Source organism: Blautia sp. DFI.6.71 (assembly GCF_020593585.1).
In the GTDB taxonomy this organism is placed as follows: domain Bacteria; phylum Bacillota; class Clostridia; order Lachnospirales; family Lachnospiraceae; genus Blautia_A; species Blautia_A wexlerae.
Window position 1 is genome coordinate 1 of sequence record NZ_JAJDMJ010000045.1, and the last position, 15,173, is coordinate 15,173.

Annotated in this window: 11 protein-coding genes; 7 read left to right on the top strand and 4 right to left on the bottom strand. The window is 41.0% G+C overall.

Annotated elements, in window-relative coordinates:
• A partial coding sequence (locus LJE12_RS15215; protein WP_227292258.1) for a hypothetical protein occupies positions 1 to 393 on the bottom strand: 393 nt, incomplete at its 3' end.
• A gap of 121 nt (positions 394 to 514) precedes the next feature.
• Complete coding sequence (locus LJE12_RS15220) at positions 515 to 4,567, bottom strand: hypothetical protein (protein WP_227227032.1); 4,053 nt, start codon at positions 4,565 to 4,567, stop codon at positions 515 to 517.
• 316 nt (positions 4,568 to 4,883) lie between these two features.
• Here LJE12_RS15220 and LJE12_RS15225 point away from each other — a divergent pair, with 316 nt between their 5' ends.
• Positions 4,884 to 6,134 (top strand): ATP-binding protein, encoded by a 1,251-nt coding sequence (locus LJE12_RS15225; RefSeq protein WP_227227031.1) that lies wholly within the window; start codon positions 4,884 to 4,886, stop codon positions 6,132 to 6,134.
• Positions 6,135 to 6,255: 121 nt separating this feature from the next.
• Complete coding sequence (locus LJE12_RS15230; RefSeq protein ID WP_227227030.1) at positions 6,256 to 7,053, top strand: hypothetical protein; 798 nt, start codon at positions 6,256 to 6,258, stop codon at positions 7,051 to 7,053.
• 159 nt (positions 7,054 to 7,212) lie between these two features.
• Here the strand turns inward: LJE12_RS15230 and LJE12_RS15235 are convergent, their stop codons facing one another.
• A complete protein-coding gene (locus LJE12_RS15235; RefSeq protein WP_227227029.1) occupies positions 7,213 to 8,478 on the bottom strand; it encodes an ATP-binding protein in 1,266 nt (421 codons plus the stop codon).
• 380 nt (positions 8,479 to 8,858) lie between these two features.
• Between LJE12_RS15235 and LJE12_RS15240 the strand changes: the two genes are divergently transcribed.
• Positions 8,859 to 10,364 (top strand): recombinase family protein, encoded by a 1,506-nt coding sequence (locus tag LJE12_RS15240; RefSeq protein ID WP_227227028.1) that lies wholly within the window; start codon positions 8,859 to 8,861, stop codon positions 10,362 to 10,364.
• A 57-nt stretch (positions 10,365 to 10,421) separates the two neighbouring features.
• On the opposite strand, the gene LJE12_RS15245 is transcribed toward LJE12_RS15240, so the two are convergent.
• On the bottom strand, positions 10,422 to 11,168 hold the full coding sequence (locus LJE12_RS15245; RefSeq protein WP_177968249.1) for a lysophospholipid acyltransferase family protein: 747 nt from the start codon (positions 11,166 to 11,168) through the stop codon (positions 10,422 to 10,424).
• 253 nt (positions 11,169 to 11,421) lie between these two features.
• Between LJE12_RS15245 and LJE12_RS15250 the strand changes: the two genes are divergently transcribed.
• The 4 genes from LJE12_RS15250 to LJE12_RS15265 all read left to right on the top strand — a co-directional run bounded on the left by LJE12_RS15250 (position 11,422) and on the right by LJE12_RS15265 (position 15,164).
• Entirely contained in the window at positions 11,422 to 11,844 is a 423-nt protein-coding gene (locus LJE12_RS15250; protein WP_025580668.1) for a protease complex subunit PrcB family protein, read from the top strand.
• A gap of 22 nt (positions 11,845 to 11,866) precedes the next feature.
• Positions 11,867 to 13,417: a DUF3794 and LysM peptidoglycan-binding domain-containing protein gene (locus tag LJE12_RS15255; protein WP_025580667.1), complete on the top strand. Its 1,551-nt coding sequence runs from the start codon at positions 11,867 to 11,869 to the stop codon at positions 13,415 to 13,417.
• A 159-nt stretch (positions 13,418 to 13,576) separates the two neighbouring features.
• Entirely contained in the window at positions 13,577 to 14,455 is an 879-nt protein-coding gene (ispE, locus tag LJE12_RS15260; RefSeq protein WP_055060429.1) for a 4-(cytidine 5'-diphospho)-2-C-methyl-D-erythritol kinase, read from the top strand.
• On the top strand, positions 14,445 to 15,164 hold the full coding sequence (locus LJE12_RS15265) for a GntR family transcriptional regulator (RefSeq protein WP_008707732.1): 720 nt from the start codon (positions 14,445 to 14,447) through the stop codon (positions 15,162 to 15,164). The genes ispE and LJE12_RS15265 overlap by 11 nt, the downstream gene beginning before the upstream one ends.
• Positions 15,165 to 15,173 lie beyond the last annotated feature (9 nt).

Consider the following 15,173-nt stretch of genomic DNA (forward strand, 5'->3'; position numbering starts at 1 on the left):
TCCAACATTTTCTCCGTCTTCTGTTTCAAAAATAAAATTAACATATTTGGTTGTTACCGGTTTTCTGACTTTGATTGTAACAGAGGAGTCATTTCCGACATAGATGTCGCCAGTTTCACAAAGTTCATAGCCGCTAGGGATTAAGTCAGCCAGTTCACTTGCATGGATTACTGTCCTAGCCTTATCAATGATGATATCACCGCCTCCAACATTTTCTCCGTCTTCTGTTTCAAAAATAAAATTAACATATTTGGTTGTTGTCTCATTGCTTTCAGTAGTTCCATCAGAAAATACACTTACATCAGAAGCAGTTACAGGTACAGTACTAGTTCCTGCTACACAAGCAACAAGCATTAAAGCCATAATTTTTTTTCTACGTTCTTTTAATCCCATATTCTTTTTCTCCTTCATTATCTGAAAAAACATATTTCTTTTGTATTGCAAGAATGGGGCATAATTCATGATTATGCCCCGTCCTGCCTGTTGGAATCTTATATAAAATTACCCAAATGGATTATTTTACAGTGATTTTTTTAAGATTGGACCATGGGCTGAATACTTTCTTGCCATCTTCGGAAGTTCTGTTGAACGCATGCATTCCAACTGTCCAGCTTCCTTTTGGTACATTCTTAAATGTAGCTGTTACTGTACCTTCTTTGAGGTTCAGGATCTTGTGATCGCCATAGTGATATGGACGAGTCTCACCGTTTTCTTTTTTGGAGGATGTTCCAAGTACTACATCGTAACCAGTTGCATTTTTAGCAGCTTTATATGTTACTTTTACAGTTGTTCCACTTACTTTTACGTTTGTGATAACCGGAGCATCTGGTGTAATTGCAGATACAACGAATGGATATGCATTAGACCAGTCACTGAATACTTTCTTACCGTTTTCATCACGTTTCCAAGCATGGCAGTATGCATAGTATGTTTCCTGCTGTACATACTTAAATGTAGTAGATGTACTAACCTGATTCTTATTTACAGAAGTATAATTTTTATTTGTAATGCAGTCACGATCTGTAGAGATTACATAATCATAACCAGCAGCACCTTCAGAATCACCGGAAAGAATGACTGTTGCTTTGTTTCCAGTAACAGTTACTTTACTGATCATTGGAGCATCCGGTTTTTCGTCTTCTGCTTTTCCTTCAGCGGATACTGTCTTGGAACCTGTATAGTTTTTGGATGCGCTGTTTGCTTTTACAGTATATGTTCCATCTGCATTCTTCTCAGAAGTATATTCTGTGGAAGCAACCGGCAGATATCCGTTTAATACAGTTACAACACCATCTTTTACAGTTACAGTACAATCATTGATATTTTTCTTATCAACGCCCCATGTTAAGTTTGCTTTGGTGTAAGCTGTGTCAGTTGTTGCAACACCTGACTGCATATATCCGTTAATACCTTTGACTTCTATACCATAAATATTACCAACTGTTGTATCGATAGGAGTTACGGTATTGCCTGCATTGTCAATTAATCTAAGTGTATAATCTTTTCCTTCGACTAATGTACTTCCACCAATCTGAATCAATACTTCAGGTTTAACCTGAAGGCCAGCTGCATATGTGCCATTTTTAATGCTGACATTCTTAGCAACAAATTTGACAGATTTAATAGAGAATGGGATGTATGCAACAACACCGTTGATAATTGTACCGTCAGAAGTAACAATTGTCTTAGTTCCTGCAAATCCTGTTCCCTCTTTAGCTACTGCATAGATATAACCAATATTTTCAAATCCGTTACTAATGAATTTACCTGTAATATTGTCAGCATATTTAATTTCAAAGTCACTTTCTTTTGCTGTTGTTTTCACCCCATCAGGAGTCACCTTTTTAATGTTGCTTAATAATGCTTTTGCAAAAGTATGTGCATTTCCATCAAATGTAAATGGAGTTTTACTATCAGCCGCTACACCAATTACATTTTCATCGCTATCCTTAACAACAGTTGCAGTAGATTTCTTAGTCACATCAAATCCTTTATCATCATAAACACTGATATCAGCTTTGATTTTTTCTTTTACGATATTAAAGTTTGCTGTGATATTAGAACCTGTAAAGTTCTTGTTTCCATCCAATGGTTTCAAAACAACCGTTCCAGTTCCAGCTTCAACGTTCTCACCATAGGAAACAATTTCAAACTGGTCGGATACATCATTTCCATTTAAAGTAGCTGTAAATTTACGAGGTCTTACCTGTTTGCCAGTGTAATCCTGGTCAGCAATTGCCACTTTTACATCAGCTGTATTTGCAGCGGTAATTGTAAATGTTCCAGTAGCTGTTCCTGAATAGAAATCATTTGGTTTATAACCTTCTACAGTAATTTTTCCAGTTCCTACATTAACTGCATCAGTAATGGAAACTTCTTTATATTCAGCTTTATCATCTGTTACTTCGCCATATTTATAAAGTGCAATTGCACCATCAATCACAGCATAATTCGGTGTAATCTTTCCACCTGTATATGTGTAAGTTGAAGGAGTAACAACAACCATAGAATCTGTCAGCTGTTTAGCTGTGATTTCAGTATCATTTTTTGCATTAAGATTATCTATAGTCTTTCCGTTTTTGGTACCATAGATGTAGTTAGTATTTGTGATTGTTACAGTTGTTCTGATATAATCGTGAAGTTCGTTAGTTGCAGTTCCTGCTGATGCAGAGTTAGCACCATCAACAAACTTATATTCCACTTTATAATCAGCGGCATCTAAAGTTTTAACAATCTTATGACTTGCAGTACCAGTAACATGATCTTTAGCAACTACAGTTACAGGTACCTGATATTCAGAAGCTTTTGTATAAGTATTGTTAATGGAAATATTTTTCTGAACAGTAACATATTCAGATGTAACTTCCAGTGGATTAATCAGGAATGCAACTGATGCTGTCTGATCTTTATATGTTCCACTTGTAATTTTAATATTTACATATGCAGTAGGTTCTGGTGTTGTTCCGTTATATTTCTTAGTAGCATTAACGTTATTAGTATATCCGGTAATTTCATATGCATCGGTACCTAATTTTTCACTGGTAAGAACACCTTTTTCATTGTAATACTGAATGCTTAATTCACCAAGATCACTCTTAGACGGCTTAATTTCGTCTCCGTTGTAAGTTGATTCATATGTTTTAACTGCAGTTACGCTCTCTAATGCTGCTGCAGTTGCAACAACTGTAAAAGTCTGTTCGCCAGTACAATGTCCTTTATCTGTTGCTCTTACAGTAACTGTGTATGTACTTCCGTTTTTAAATTCTGTAGCATCTGTTCCATCAGCATTCTTTACGATAGTTGTATATTCATCTTTTGCATCTCTGATTGCAGAAAGATCTGAACCTTCCACACCAGTAAATGTTAAGTAATTAACTAACTGATTCACAGGGATATTAGTAGGAATCTGTCCACTTAAAGTTTTCACTGAAATCTTAGTTCCAGCTGTGGAAAGATCACGTTTAGCAATTGTTACTGTTTCCTCTGTCTGGAAAGATGTTGTTCCATTTAAATCAATGTTATCAAATTTATCAGGATCAACAGCAACAGTTACTTTTTCTTCTCCAATATTAGCACCAGTAACAGTACCTTTTTTGATTGTTGAGGACAGATCAGCACCACTTAATAATCCATCTTCTCCGTTATTAACAGAAGCAGATTCTTTTAAGGTAAGTGTGTCTTTAGGAACAGTAATTGTACTACCAGTATACTGATAAGTCTGACCCTTTGTTGTATTAGCAACAATATCTGTTGACTGGAGTTTTCTCTTAACAATTTTACCTATAACCATTTTAGAACTTCCAATATATGGAGAGTCTTCTTTTGCAGTTACAGTGGTTGCGATTTCATCGCCAACAACAGTTCCACTTGTTGAAACGGTTTCATAATTGTCAGCTGTTACAAGATCACCCTTTTCATCAGTTACAAAAAATGAATCACCAATACTCTGAGCAAATCCATTGTATTCTATTTTTGCCTGAGGCTGTACAGTAGTATTAAATTCAACTTTTTTAATAGATCTTTTCTCAATCTTGACAACAATCTGTGTATTGATATCATAAAGAACCTGATCATTTTCATCTGTATCGTATACATACAGAGTTAATGTTTTACCGGCAAAATCTTTAGATACATTTTTTAAACTCATTGCATCTGATTTTGTTACCTTTTTTTTGCCTTTGGAAGCTACAACAGCAACACCATTCTCATCAACCCAACGATATTTCCATCCGTTATCAATATTGCTACCATCTTTTTTAGTAACAGTACCACTTACTGTTGCATTGTCACCCCATACAACATTTGTACTACTTACAGATAAGTTAACAGAAATATCACCTTCATTTACCATAATAGATGCAGGAGTAGTTTCTTCTGTGTCTTCAACTACAGGAGCTTCCGCATCTGTAACGAATGTATCTGCTTCTGTAGCAACTGCTGCATCACTTCCATCACTGAACTCAGCAGCCCAAACCGGCACGTTAGAGGTTGCCAGCATTGCAACGACGAGAGACATACTTAAGGTTTTCTTAGCCATGCCTTTCTTCGTATTCTTAATCTTTGTCATGATTATAGTTCCCCTTTGGGTAGTGGATAGGTTGATTTTGTGGAAAAAAATTGTTTTGAGTAGAGCAATATAGAAATAAAAGTTAAAATGAAATGATTTATAACTGTATTATTTACGTATAATATTTATTATTTCACAATTATACAATTACGTTGGCTGTTGATCGGCGGAATTATATTTGATGATTATATAAATCGTTGTATTCTATATGAAACGAAAAAAGAAATCGTTGCATTTCGATTGGAACGATTTTATACTATATATTATAAATCAATATTGGATTTCAAATGGTTGAAAATGTGGAGGAGAATGTATCATGAGGGAAAGCAGAACATTGGAATATAAGGAAAATCTGTCATCTAACACGTTTCTGAAAACAATCAGTGCCTATGCTAATTATGGCGAAGGAAAGATTATATTTGGAATCAATGATCAGGGGAACATCATCGGCATAACAGATCCCGTGAACGGATGCTTGAATCTGGAGAATAAGATCAACGACAGTCTCAGTCCTGTGCCGGAGTTCCGTCTGGAGATACAGGAAAATACGATTGTGCTCACTGTTTATGAAGGCAGGTATAAGCCTTATCTCTATAAAGGTAAAGCTTATAAAAGAAATGATTCTTCTACAGTTGAAGTGGATCGTCTGGAATATAACCGGTTGATCCTGGAGGGCTGTAATCAGACTTTTGAGGAGATCACTTCATTCAATCAGCAGCTTACTTTTGCTAAATTGGAAACAGAATTTATCCGGGTGATGGGCATTGAGAAGATCAATAAAGATATTTTAAAAACTCTTGAACTGTATTCTGATCAGAGTGGGTTCAATAATGCAGCTGCACTTCTTGCTGATGATAATCAGTTTACGGGAATAGATATCATACGTTTTGGTGATACCATAGATGAGATCATGGACAGGGAATCACTGGAAAATATTTCCATACTTTCTCAGTTGGAAAAAACACTTCAGATGTTCCGAAAGTATTATCAGTATGAAAAAATAGAGGGAGCCGAAAGGAAATGTATTGACAAAATCCCGGAAAAAGCCTTCAGGGAAGCAATAGCCAATGCTCTGATCCATCGAATGTGGGATATCCCGGCATCTATAAAAGTCAGTATGTATGCGGACAGGATTGAGATCAGTTCTCCGGGAGGGCTTCCTGCCGGAATCAGCGAAGAGGAATACCTGAATGGTCAGATATCCATACTCAGAAATCCTATTATCGGAAATGTGTTCTTCCGGCTGAAATATATTGAGAAATTTGGAACCGGAATCATGAGGATCAATCATGCTTACAGGAATGCACTGATAAAACCATCGTACCAGTGTTTCCGTAATTCTATTAAAGTAATTCTTCCTGTTATAAGGGAAAACTATAATCTGAATGAAGCCGAACAGATACTGGTCAGAATCCTTAAGGGAAAAGAAAAAATGTCAAGATCAGAAATTGAGAAAGCAGCAGAAATGGAAAAGAGTAAAGCAGTACGTACTCTGAACAGCCTGATTGAAAAGAAAATCCTGAAAAAAACAGGTGCAGGCAGGGGAGTCAGATACACCTTGAAATAGCAGAAAGCAATATAAGGATAAGATTCTGTTAGAATATATGGTATAGGTTTATTAAAAAGAAAGACTCCGATCGCAATGACCGGAGCCGATCCTGGATGTTGTAAAGAAGACGGCATATGGTGTGGACTTTGTTCTCTGGGGACTGGAAAATCAGGCAAAGATCCATTATGCGATGCCGCTGCGTCATATGGTCGGAGATGCGTTTTCTTACATGAAAGAATATGATGAGATTGCAGCAGTAAATAAGAAAAACGGGGATTTCCATTCAGCGGATGAATTCCTGTCAGGTTTTAAGAAGACCGACCGGCTGCATCCGGTAATTAGTCTGTGTGTATACTATGGAGAAAGTGAATGGGATGGTCCGTTTTCCCTGAAGGATATGCTGGAGATCCCCGAAAAGATAGAACCACTGGTATCTGATTACCGTATGAATCTGGTCCAGGTAAGATCAAGTGGGGAACTGTGTTTCAGTGATCCGGATGTAAACATAGTGTTTGATATGAGCCGCCTGATCTATGCCAGGGATTATGCGAAGATCAAAGAAGTCTACAGTGACCATGATATCCCGGCAGATCTGGGCATTGTGATAGGTGCTATTACAGAATCACAGAAACTGATCGATCATGCTATGGAATCGGAGCAGAGAGGAGGGCAGATCAATATGTGTAATGCATTGGAAGAGTTAAGACAGGAAGGTGTCGAAGAAGGCCGTCAGAAAGGCAGACGGGAAGGCAGACTAGAAGGAAGACAGGAGGGGCGTCAGGAAGGTCGATGGGAAGGTATCCTTGAAGGTATTCGTGCGACTGTAAGGACCTGCAGGAATTTTAATATCAGTGAGGCAGATACGGTCAGAAATATCATGAATGAATTTTCCCTGTCACAGGAAGAAGCTGTCAATTATGTAAAAAAATACTGGTAAACTGAAAACCTTATCAGTAAGAGCCTTAACAATGCGTAAAAAGTTTTCAGCCATATCAGAGAGATATGGCTGAAGATGTTTTTTCTTCGTTTCCGAAGATGTGAAAGCGAGAAGAACTACCGGCCGGAGTCTGCTTTTGCCTGTTGTATCTGCCACGTTCTATATGCAAAATACCGCATATAAAGGCACGATCCGATAAGCTTCTTTTTGCCTGAAGTCTTCGGCAGAGATTAAATACATTTGCGTGGGTGCAGGAGAGAGAGAAGATTTATTCAGCTGCATAAGGTTCCTGCACTTCTGATGTGGGGTGGTGCGGTAGTCTATGGCAATAAAATGACTGTTTTTGGACAGTAAAAAGGGAACTTCCGCCTGGTTGCCGCTGGACCAGTAGGAGAGGGCATAGCCATTCCGGATAAAGTGCTGTGCCAGAAAGGTTTCGATACAGGCTGTACCGGCGGTGGTTTCTTCTCCTGACAGAAGCTGGAAGGCAGGGATTTTCAGTATGCATGAGCATAATCCGGTGTCAACAGGATACAGATGTAAGGAGGTTTCCGAAGGTTTGCTGCAGACAGCTGTCTGGCAGGGAATGGCAAGTCCGGTGCTGATCAGCCACTGCAGGGGTTCGTGGTAGACTTTGGCAGTAGCACCTTTTGCAATGCGGGTGTACTGGAATTTACGGCTGGTTCTGCCGAGCTGTGCAGGGATCGAGAGCCAGGCATTGCGGCAGTGGCGGGCGGTTCCTTTTGGAGCCAGGGCAGTAATATCGTTGAGAAAAAGATTAAGGAGCTTTTGCTGGGTGTCAGGTACCAGCAGGAGCTTTTTTTCTTTTTTGTATTCCATAATGGCAGCAGGCATTCCGCCGATGATCAGATAGAGACGGAACTGTGACAGGGCTTTTTCGTGGAGTTTCTTTCCCATTGAGCTGAAATCGGAGAAATGATTGCGGATTTCTCTTGTAAGGGCAAACTCAGCATTGGCCCACAGAAATTCTTCAAAATCCAGTGGATACAGAGTCAGGATATCAAAGTCGTGGACGGAGAAAGAATCAGAGTTAACCACACCTTTATAGATAGAGGCAATGTGATATTGTGGAAAGTCCAGGGCAATAGAAGTAAGAAGTGTGGAAATCTGAGGAATGCACTGGATATTGTCAAGAATCAGAAGGGAAGAGGCAGGGCGCAGTGGTTTTCCTGCACAGGTTTCCAGAAAAAGCAGTACTTCCTGTGGATCATGTGGAACAGACAGATAGTCTGCAGCAGAGCGGTCTGTTTCCAGATTGATGTAGAGTGTATGTTCGTATTGCTTATTTCCGAAGTCCATAAGCAGCCAGGTCTTGCCTGTCTGGCGAAGCCCCTGGAGGATTAAAGGTTTGCGGCCGGGATTTTTTTTCCAGTATATCAGGGAATCGGTACATTTTCTTCTCATATGGGAAATCTCCTTTTAGTCGGTGACACAGGTATAGAGTGAACGGTAACGGTACAGGACAGTTGTAAATGACAGCAGAGGAACGAGTTGATTGTAGAGGAATATTTATGACATCATTATACAATGAAACTGTCGGAAAAATCTATACATAAAGATAGAAAAAAGTCGATTTACACATTTTTAAATATTTGTTATCGTAATTGTATTGACAAAATGTAATCGCTCAGGTTTTTCTTCCCGGAGGAGGAATTGTTGAATGGTTACAGTGCCGGTTACTGTTTATTCTGTGCATTGCAAGACGTATTGCGGAATGCAGGGTGAACGGTAACAACATTGCCCGGCAAAACAACAATTATTTCATTTCACAAAGGAGGATCCCTATGAAGAGAATCAATGCAATCTACGCAAGGCAGTCAGTGGACAGAGCAGACAGTATTTCTATTGAAAGTCAGATCGAGTTCTGCAAGTACGAGTTAAAGGGTGGAAGTTTCAAAGAGTACAAGGATAAGGGTTACAGCGGCAAGAATACAGTCAGACCACAGCTTCAGCAGCTTCTGACAGATATCCGCAGAGGGGAAGTGGAGAAAGTGATCGTGTATAAGCTGGACCGGATCAGCCGTTCTATTCTGGATTTTTCCAATATGATGAATCTGTTTCAGCAGTATCAGGTGGAATTTGTCTCTTCTACAGAGAAATTTGATACTTCGACACCTATGGGACGGGCAATGTTAAATATTTGCATTGTGTTTGCGCAGCTGGAACGTGAGACTATTCAGAAGCGTGTCAGCGACGCATATTATTCCAGAAGTCAGAAAGGTTTTCGCATGGGCGGCAAGCCTCCTTATGGTTATCGGCTTGAGGAGATCCTGATGGAGGGAATCCATACAAAGAAGCTTGTGGAAGAACCCGGGGAAGCGGCAATTGTGCGGGAAATTTTTGATATGTACGAACAACCGGACACTTCTTATGGGGATATCACCAGATATTATGCGGAAAAGGGAGTGCAGTTCTACGGAAAGGAACTGATACGTTCCATGCTGGCCCAGCTTTTGAGAAATCCGGTATATGTGCGGGCTGATATGGATGTGTACCGTTTTTTCAGGAGCCATGGAACCAATATAGTAAGCAGTCCGGAGCAGTTTGACGGGATTCATGGATGTTATCTTTATCAGGGGCGGGATGCGCAGACAGATAAGCTGCAAAATCTTAAGGGTCATATGCTGGTGGTGGCACCTCATGAAGGGCTTGTGTCTTCGAAGCAGTGGCTGAACTGCAGGATCAAGCTTATGAGAAATAAAACGATTCAGGCCAATAGGAAAGCTGTGAATACATGGCTGGCAGGGAAAGTGAAATGTGGCAATTGCGGATACGCACTTATGAGTATTAAAATACAGTCTGGTAAACAGTACCTGAGATGTACGAAGCGTCTGAACAACAAAGCCTGCCCGGGGTGCGGAAAGGTTTATACTGAAGATGTGGAGAATTATGTATATAAAGAGATGGTACGTAAGTTGCGCGAAGGACAGTCTCCTGCCGCTTATACGAAGTTAAATGAAAATCCGCAGGTAAAGCAGATTTACAGGGAGATTGAGGAAATGGAAAAGGAGATTTCTCTGCTTGTGGATTCTCTGGCAGGTGCCGGAGAAACACTGACAGATTATATTAATCAGAGAGTGGAAGAAATAGACCAGATGCATCAGTTAAAGCTGGAGAAATTATCGGTGCTTGCGGAGAATCATGCGACACCGGAGCAGATGGAAAAGGTAGCATCTAATATAAGTCTGTGGGGAGAGATTGATTTTGAGGAGAAGAGGTTTACAGTTGATAAGATGATCAGGTCACTTAAGGTATTTCCCGGATTAGTCCAGATACAATGGAAATTCTGATATATAACAGTCCGGCAGAGCGTAAATTTTTGTTTTTACGCTCTGCCGATGGTCTTATTAGTTTTCGGTCAGTGTTTTGTTCTTTATAAGCATTTCGCGAATTACGTTTTGCGTATATTCTCCGACATGCCTCTTATCTTCTTTGCTCAGTTCATCCGGATAGATCGGCTTACCGTATTCTACTACAACTTTTGCAGGAGATATCTTCGGGAAGTGTGCCTCGAAAATGTTGGCTGAATTGCTGATCGCAATTGGGATGATCGGGCAATTGGCCTTGGTAGCGATTTTGAAGCTTCCTTCATGGAAGGGAAGCATGTCCAGCTCATCTTTATTTCTGTTTCGGGTTCCTTCCGGGAAAATACAGATGGAAATTCCGGATTTTACTTTGTCTACTGCGGTCAGGATCGTTTTGAGTCCCTGTTTGATGTCTTTCCTGTCAAGGAAGAGACAGTGGAGATAACGCATCCATGTGGAAAGAAGAGGAATTTTCTCCATCTCTTTTTTGGCAATGTAGCCTGTACGGATTGGACAGCGGGAGTAAGTAAGAAGTATGTCGAAGTAGCTTCTGTGGTTGCCGATATAAAGTACAGGTGTGTCCTTTGGCACATTTTCTTCTCCGATCACAGTAATCTTTGCACCGGTGATCTTAAGGATAAATCGGAATACTGCCTGGATGATCCTAAGGGAGCTGATATCCTTCTTTTCAGGAGAAAATCTGCCGATGATCCATTCGACCAGCAGGATGGGGATGGACAGGATCAGGTATCCGATCACAACAATACAGACGAGGATAAATCGTATCATTCGTTAATTCCTTTCCGGGCATTATATAATGCTGATGCCCATATATAAGTATAGAAGTTATTATAAGGAATTATGAGATATCCTGCAAGAAATAAATCATAGTATAATGATTTTTTGGCATTAAATAAAGCACTCAGGACAGGATTCTTTCCTGCAGAAAAGCAGTTACTGTCAGATATATAGCATAGAGTATGGTAATAACAGGGCTGTATCCGGCATAGAATATTTAGCGAAGAATGAGCAGGGGTGCATTATGGGCAAAAGGACAGGAGGACTGCTCTGTGTGTTGCTGTTGGCTCTTTTGCCGGCGGGCTGTCAGTTTATCAGGATTGAGGAGGGCGAACGTACACCTCTGGAATATACGATCGTAAAGCAGGAGGAAATTCCGGAAGAGATTTCAGAACTGATGGAACAGAAGAAAAAGAATGTATTTCAGATGACCTATCAGGTGGGAGATATAAGGTATCTGATGAAGGGATATGGAGAGCAGCTTACAGGAGGGTACAGTATTCAGGTGGAGGAGGTTTCCGAATCAGAGAACGCAGTATTCTGCAAGACAAGGCTGATAGGTCCGGAGAAAGCGGATGCAGGCAGTGAACCGTCTTATCCCTGTATTGTCCTGAAAATCAGAGAAACAGAGAAACCGATAGAATTTTTGGGTTTTATCATAAAGTAAACAGAGAAAGGAAGGAAGCAGGTTGGAATTAAAAAAAGAAAGTATTCAGATGCTGCGGATCAAAAATAAAGCGGCAGCGCAGGCGACTTTTGACGAGGACTATAATGTGCCCGATGTGAAACCGGATATCGGGAGACTGGTGCAGAGCAAAGCGGATGTTTCCATGGAGGAAGTGAGGCTGAGTGAAGGAAGAGCGCTTCTTAAAGGGACATTAAATGCAGATTTGCTTTATGTGGGAGAAAAAGAGGGCAGGATTTACAGCCTTTCTGCGAAGCTTCCGCTGGATGAGATGATTAATCTGGAGGGAATCGAAGGGGGAGATAAGCTGTGTCTGAAATGGGAGATTGAGGATCTCAGTGTTCATATGATCCATTCCAGAAAACTGAATATTAAAGCAATTGTAACTTTTTATGCAGTGGTAGATGAACTGGCAGTCGTTGAACTTCCGGTTTCCGCAGAGGATCAGGAAGTCTCTGTGAAAACGGAGAAAATCCGGCTTATGAGTCTTCGTGTACATAAAAAAGATACTCTGCGCATTAAGGATGATATTACTCTTGCGTCAAACAGACCGAATGTAGAAAACCTTCTGTGGTATATGGCTGAACCGAGGAATCTGGATCTGCGGCCGGGAGAGAACAAACTCCGGGTGAAAGGAGAGCTTGCGGTTTTTCTTCTGTATACAGGGTATGAAGAGGAGAATCCACCTCAGTGGCTGGAGTATACCATGCCTTTTTCCAATGAGATGGAATGCAGTGGCTGTATGGAAGATCTGATCCCACATATTGAGGTGTCTCTTCTTCATCAGGGGATAGAGGTAAAGCCTGATCCGGATGGTGAAGAACGTATCCTGCAGGTGGATGTGGTACTGGAATTAAATATGAAAATGTACAGGGAAGAGGAGCATGAACTTCTTCTTGATGCATACAGCCCACACAAAGAATGTGTTCTTCATCGGAAAAAGGAAATGTTGGAAAGTCTTCTGGTACGGAATTTTTCCAGGTGTCGTCTGACAGACCGGATAGAAGTTAAGGAGAGTCAGGGAAAAGTTTTGCAGCTTTGCCACAGTAGCGGTAAGGTAAAAGTAGATAAGACCAGGATTACAGATAAGGGAATTGTGGCAGAAGGAATTGTGGCACTCAAGATCCTGTATATTATTGGAAATGATGAAATGCCGTTTTATTCTATGGATGCCATGCTTCCGTTTACCCATCTGATCGAGGCAGAAGAGATCGGGAAGGATTGCACATATTTACTTCAGGCTGACCTTGAACAGCTTTCCACTGCAATGGCAGATGGGGATGAGATTGAAGTCAAGGCGGCGGTGGGACTGAATGTGCTTGTGTTCAGACAGTGGGAAGAGCAGCTTATTGAATCTGTGGAAGAACAGCCGCTGGATCGTAAGAAACTGGAAAGTATGCCGGGAATTACGGTCTATATTGTAAAGGCCGGAGATACCCTGTGGGATATTGCAAAGAAATTTTATACAACTGTGGATGAGATTTCGGGTGTGAACAGTCTTACGGAAAAAGAGGTAAAGCCGGGGCAGTCGTTAATTCTTGTCAGGCAGGGATGATAATGAAAAAAATTTCCGGAAAAAATGAAAACTCCTATATTGAAAACTAAAAAAAAATGATTTAAAATATGCGCAAAGAGTTTTATTGTATACAAAGTACAAATATAATTGCGAAAGTACAGTTATATACGGATGATATTGTTGGAAACGGAGGATTTTATGCGTTTACGTGCATTGGCGAAGATAAATCTGGGACTGGATATTCTCAGAAAGAGAGAGGATGGCTATCATGAAGTCCGGATGATCATGCAGACGATACAGATGTATGATGTTCTGGAGATGAAGAGGGTGAGGAAGCCGGGGATTTCCCTGTCTGTCAATTATTCCTATATTCCGAATGATGAACGAAATCTGGTGTATAAGGCGGCGAAGCTTCTGATGGATGAATTTCAGGTTAAGGGTGGTGTGGATATCCATCTTGAGAAATTTATTCCTGTGGCAGCAGGTATGGCAGGCGGAAGCTCGGATGCGGCAGCTGCACTGGTGGGGATCAACCGGCTTTTTAAACTGGGACTGAGCCAGAAGGAGCTGATGGATCGTGCTGTGAATATCGGGGCAGATGTTCCGTACTGTGTGATGAGAGGAACTGCCCTGGCAGAGGGGATCGGGGAGAAACTGACCAGGATCACTCAGGTGCCGGACTGTTTTGTACTGATCGGTAAGCCCGGAATCAATGTTTCCACCAAAGCTGCCTATGAGAGCCTTCAGCTGGATAAGATTTCTTCTCATCCAGATATTGACGGGATGATAGGAGATATAGAACGTGGAGATCTTCTGGCAATGACACAGAAGATGGGAAATGTTTTTGAGCCGGGAATTATAGAGAAATATCCTGTAATTGGCGAAATCAAAGCACTGATGGAGAGTCATGGTGCGTTAAAGGCGATGATGAGTGGAAGTGGTCCTACAGTGTTCGGAATCTTTGATAATCGTGAGAAGATGGAGGCGGCAGCAGAGGTTCTCAGAGAGAGCCGGCTGGCGAAGACGGTTTTTGCCACAGAAGTAACGAAAGCAGGAGGGAATACAAATGACAAGTGATTTTTCAGTAAATATGAATGAATATCTTCCATTAAGGGATGTGGTTTTTAATACGCTGCGTCAGGCAATCCTGAAGGGCGAACTGAAACCTGGTGAGAGACTGATGGAGATTGCGCTGGCAGAGAGACTTGGCGTGAGCAGAACTCCTATCAGAGAGGCAATGCGTAAGCTGGAGCAGGAAGGTCTGGTAGTGATGATCCCGAGACGTGGTGCCCAGGTTGCCAATATCACAGAGAAGGATCTGAATGATGTTCTGGAGGTTCGTATTGCTCTTGAGAATGTAGCTATTGAGAAAGCATGTGCCCGTATGACTGAAGAAGAAATGAGGAGACTCTGGCTTGCTGCCAAGGAGTTTGAACATACGATCGCAGAGGGAAATCTTGTTAAGCTTGCGGAGGCTGACGTTGCATTCCATGAGGTTATTTATCAGGCTTCTGATAATAAGAGGCTGATCCAGGTACTCAACAATATGCGTGAGCAGATTTATCGTTATCGTGTGGAATATCTGAAAGAAGGTGAAACACGAGATGTTCTGGTGAAGGAACATGAGGAACTGACAAAGGCGATCAGAGAGCGCGACGTGGAACGCGCGAAACAGCTTTCTTTCCAGCATATCGAGAATCAGAGAATGGCTATCATGCGTTCTATTGAGGCTGAGGATGCAGAACGTGAGCGTGCAGAGAAAGAGAAATCCAGGGGACACAGATAAGAATGGTAT

Bases quoted from the DNA above. Each gene is read 5' to 3' on its own strand.
- LJE12_RS15250 (WP_025580668.1), top strand. From the start codon at position 11,422: ATGGGCAAAAGGACAGGAGGACTGCTCTGTGTGTTGCTGTTGGCTCTT.
- LJE12_RS15240 (WP_227227028.1), top strand. From the start codon at position 8,859: ATGAAGAGAATCAATGCAATCTACGCAAGGCAGTCAGTGGACAGAGCA.
- LJE12_RS15220 (WP_227227032.1), bottom strand. From the start codon at position 4,567: ATGACAAAGATTAAGAATACGAAGAAAGGCATGGCTAAGAAAACCTTA.
- LJE12_RS15265 (WP_008707732.1), top strand. From the start codon at position 14,445: ATGACAAGTGATTTTTCAGTAAATATGAATGAATATCTTCCATTAAGG.
- LJE12_RS15225 (WP_227227031.1), top strand. From the start codon at position 4,884: ATGAGGGAAAGCAGAACATTGGAATATAAGGAAAATCTGTCATCTAAC.
- LJE12_RS15235 (WP_227227029.1), bottom strand. From the start codon at position 8,478: ATGAGAAGAAAATGTACCGATTCCCTGATATACTGGAAAAAAAATCCC.
- ispE (WP_055060429.1), top strand. From the start codon at position 13,577: ATGCGTTTACGTGCATTGGCGAAGATAAATCTGGGACTGGATATTCTC.
- LJE12_RS15245 (WP_177968249.1), bottom strand. From the start codon at position 11,168: ATGATACGATTTATCCTCGTCTGTATTGTTGTGATCGGATACCTGATC.